The organism is Burkholderia sp. Se-20378, from assembly GCF_017104665.1.
Lineage (GTDB): Bacteria > Pseudomonadota > Gammaproteobacteria > Burkholderiales > Burkholderiaceae > Burkholderia > Burkholderia lata.
Genome location: NZ_JAAGPG010000829.1, coordinates 1 through 2,362, shown reverse-complemented (window position 1 = coordinate 2,362; position 2,362 = coordinate 1). Strand labels below are relative to the sequence as shown.

The 2,362-nt window shown below is 69.0% G+C and carries 4 protein-coding genes; 2 read left to right on the top strand and 2 right to left on the bottom strand.

What is annotated here, in order from left to right; all coding sequences use genetic code 11:
* Nucleotides 1-1,097 (top strand): hybrid sensor histidine kinase/response regulator (locus tag G3N93_RS37990; RefSeq protein ID WP_206135323.1); only part of this gene is annotated, 1,097 nt, incomplete at its 5' end.
* 115 nt (nt 1,098-1,212) lie between these two features.
* Here G3N93_RS37990 and G3N93_RS37985 read toward each other — a convergent pair.
* On the bottom strand, nt 1,213-1,644 hold the full coding sequence (locus G3N93_RS37985) for a CBS domain-containing protein (protein ID WP_011349705.1): 432 nt from the start codon (nt 1,642-1,644) through the stop codon (nt 1,213-1,215).
* 79 nt (nt 1,645-1,723) lie between these two features.
* Nucleotides 1,724-1,957 carry a hypothetical protein gene (locus G3N93_RS37980; protein ID WP_206135322.1) on the bottom strand — a complete coding sequence of 78 codons (234 nt, stop codon included), beginning with the start codon at nt 1,955-1,957 and terminating at the stop codon, nt 1,724-1,726.
* Nucleotides 1,958-2,118: 161 nt separating this feature from the next.
* On the opposite strand from G3N93_RS37980, the gene G3N93_RS37975 reads away from it, so the two are divergent.
* Nucleotides 2,119-2,362 (top strand): hypothetical protein (locus G3N93_RS37975; protein WP_206135321.1); only part of this gene is annotated, 244 nt, incomplete at its 3' end.

Below are 2,362 nucleotides of genomic sequence, written 5' to 3'. Positions count from 1 at the left end.
AACTGCGCACGCCGCTGAACGTGATCTACGGCTGGGTCGAGGTGCTGCGCAATTCGGGCGACAGCGCGCTGCAGCAGCAGGCGATCGACGCGATCGACCGCAGCGCGCGCTCGCTCACGCGGATGGTCGGCGACATCCTCGATGCGTCGTCGCTCGCCACCGGCAAGCTGCAGCTCGACGCGATGCCGGTGGACGTCGTGCGGCTGTTCTCCGATTCGGTCGGCGCGTTCCAGACGGCCGCGTCGTCAGCCGGCATCGTGCTCGAGTTCGACTGCGCGGCGTCGACCTGCGTCGTGTCGGGCGATGCCGAGCGATTGCGGCAGATGCTGTCGAACCTCGTGTCGAACGCGCTCAAGTTCACGCCGGCCGGCGGCAGCGTGACGGTCGGGCTCGCGCGCGACGACGTGCGGGTGGTGCTGACCGTGTCCGACACGGGGCAGGGCATCGTGCCGGCGTTCCTGCCGTACGTGTTCGACATGTTCCGGCGCGCCGACGATTCGCCCGCGTCGTCGCGGCGCGGGCTCGGCCTCGGGCTGTCGATCGTGCGGCATATCGCCGAGCTGCACGGCGGCAGCGTGACGGTCAAGAGTGCGGGACGCAATCGCGGCGCGACGTTTACGGTGACGCTGCCGGTCGGCTGGCAGCCGATCGGCGCGATGGCGTGGGGGAATGCGCCCGCGGACGGCCACCGCGACCCGCCGATGCTCGATACGCAACGCATCCTGATCGTCGACGACGATGCGACGACGCGCGAGAGCCTCACCGCCGCGCTGACGACGTTCGGTGCGGCCGTCGCGATCGCGTCGACGGGCCGCGAAGCGCTCGCGGTGGCGGCCGACCTGCGGCCGACCGTCGTGCTGTCCGATCTCGCGATGCCCGACGGCGACGGCTTCTGGCTGCTCGACGCGTTACGGCACGCCGGCATGAACGGCGGCGGTGCGCCGCCCGCGGTGCGAGTGCTGGCCGTGACCGCGCATGCGGGCCTGGCCGACGAACGACGCGCGCTCGAGGCCGGATTCGACGGCTATCTGTGCAAGCCGGTCGACGTGCGCGAACTGGCGGACAAGATCGTGCGCGTGACGAAGCACGACGGCTGACGCGGCGGCCATTCGTCGTTATCGTTCTGCTGTCGCGACGGCCTTTCCCGATGATGCAGGGCTGACCTTGAACGGAGATCTGCAGGCTTCGTCGCTTGCCGTGATCCTCGTTCCGTCACGTCCGTCTCGGCTGCGACACGCCTTCGAGCGTGTTCGCGACGTCGTCGCGCGCGGGGCCGGCCGAGCGCGTCGCGATGTCCGCGAGCGACAGCATGCCGACCAGCCGCTTGTCGTGATCGACGACCGGCAGGCGCCGCAACTGCGCATCGGCCATGTAATGCTGGATCTCGTCCAGCGAATCGTCCTCGAAACACCATTCGATCGGGCCCGACGCGACTTCCTGAATCCGCGTCTCCGGCGGCTTGCCGGCCGAGATCGCGCGCACCGCGAGGTCGCGGTCGGTCACCATCCCGACCAGCCGGTTGTTGTCGCACACGGGGAGCGCGCCGACGTCGTAGCGCTCCATCAGTTGCGCGGCATGGCGGATCGAATCGGTCGGCGCGATGCGCACGACGTCCTGCGACATGATTTCGTTGACACGATGCATGGCGTCCTCCTGGCGGGTGGGGTGCGTCGATTCGTCGGTGGATTCGGCCGACCGCATGCCGTCCGGCACGCGTGACCGGTCATGTGCCGCCGCGTTCGCGCGGGTCTTGCCGCGGCCTTTCCTCATGCGAATCGGGCGGCGTATCGGGCGGCCTGTCGGGCTCGATGCGCGTGACGCCGCCGGTCGCCGGCGGGTCGCACGCGGGAAACGTGTCCTCGAACTGCTGGTCGATATGGCGTTCCGAATGGCCCGTGCGCGTGCGGTCCTCGTGCTTGCGTGGCGGCGACGGGTCGGGCCGGGTCGAATGATTCATGACAAGGCTCCCTGCGAACGACGATGACGCGACCATTTCCGCAACGGTCATGCCCGGGTCCGCACGCGGCACGCGATTTGCCACGTCGACGGAGATGACGACGATGACGACCACGCGCGTCGCGACCGGTGCCGGTCGCGCGCACATCAAGCGGAGGCACGATGACGATTCCGAAACGGCGACAGGGCGTGCGCTACGAACTCAATGTTTGCGGCGGCGGTTTTGATTCGGTGAAGAGCCACTTCGAGGAGTGGAAGCACGAGCCGCTGATCTACCGGCCCGAACGTCGGATGTTCGAAGGCAAGGCCGACGTGCGGCCGCTCGGCGACGAGACGTTCGGCTCGACCGAACCGGCGCGGTTCGCGCTGCAGCGCGCGTGCGAACCCACCGACACCTATGCGCTTG

Coding starts and splice junctions, on each gene's coding strand:
- G3N93_RS37985 (WP_011349705.1), bottom strand. CDS start 1,644: ATGCATCGTGTCAACGAAATCATGTCGCAGGACGTCGTGCGCATCGCG.
- G3N93_RS37980 (WP_206135322.1), bottom strand. CDS start 1,957: ATGAATCATTCGACCCGGCCCGACCCGTCGCCGCCACGCAAGCACGAG.